General features: G+C 57.8%; 1 rRNA gene. It reads right to left on the minus strand.

Annotated features, from left to right (window positions below):
* Positions 1–447, minus strand: a 16S ribosomal RNA gene (locus K4B79_RS47485); the annotation flags it as partial.
* Between the last annotated feature and the right edge of the window lie 230 nt (positions 448–677).

Consider the following 677-nt stretch of genomic DNA (forward strand, 5'->3'; position numbering starts at 1 on the left):
CGCTTCTTCCCTGCTGAAAGAGGTTTACAACCCGAAGGCCGTCATCCCTCACGCGGCGTCGCTGCATCAGGCTTTCGCCCATTGTGCAATATTCCCCACTGCTGCCTCCCGTAGGAGTCTGGGCCGTGTCTCAGTCCCAGTGTGGCCGGTCGCCCTCTCAGGCCGGCTACCCGTCGTCGCCTTGGTGAGCCATTACCTCACCAACAAGCTGATAGGCCGCGGGCTCATCCTTCACCGCCGGAGCTTTCAACCACCACAGATGCCCGTGGTAGTGGTATCCGGTATTAGACCCCGTTTCCAGGGCTTGTCCCAGAGTGAAGGGCAGATTGCCCACGTGTTACTCACCCGTTCGCCACTAATCCCCACCGAAGTGGTTCATCGTTCGACTTGCATGTGTTAAGCACGCCGCCAGCGTTCGTCCTGAGCCAGGATCAAACTCTCCGTGAATGTTTACCCGTGATCGGGTGCACACACACGAGAGCGGAACAACCACCGGAATAAGATGGTCGTTCACAGCGTCCTCGCTGTATGTTTCTTCAAAGGAACCTCGTCCCAACCGGTGATCCGGCCGGAGACGGGGTATCAACTAAATCTGGCGTTGATTTTTGGCACGCTGTTGAGTTCTCAAGGAACGGACGCTTCCTTTGTACTCACCCTCTCGGGCTTTCCTCCGGGCG

The sequence above is a fragment of the Streptomyces lincolnensis genome (assembly GCF_021173675.1).
Taxonomy (GTDB): Bacteria; Actinomycetota; Actinomycetes; order Streptomycetales; family Streptomycetaceae; genus Streptomyces; species Streptomyces lincolnensis_B.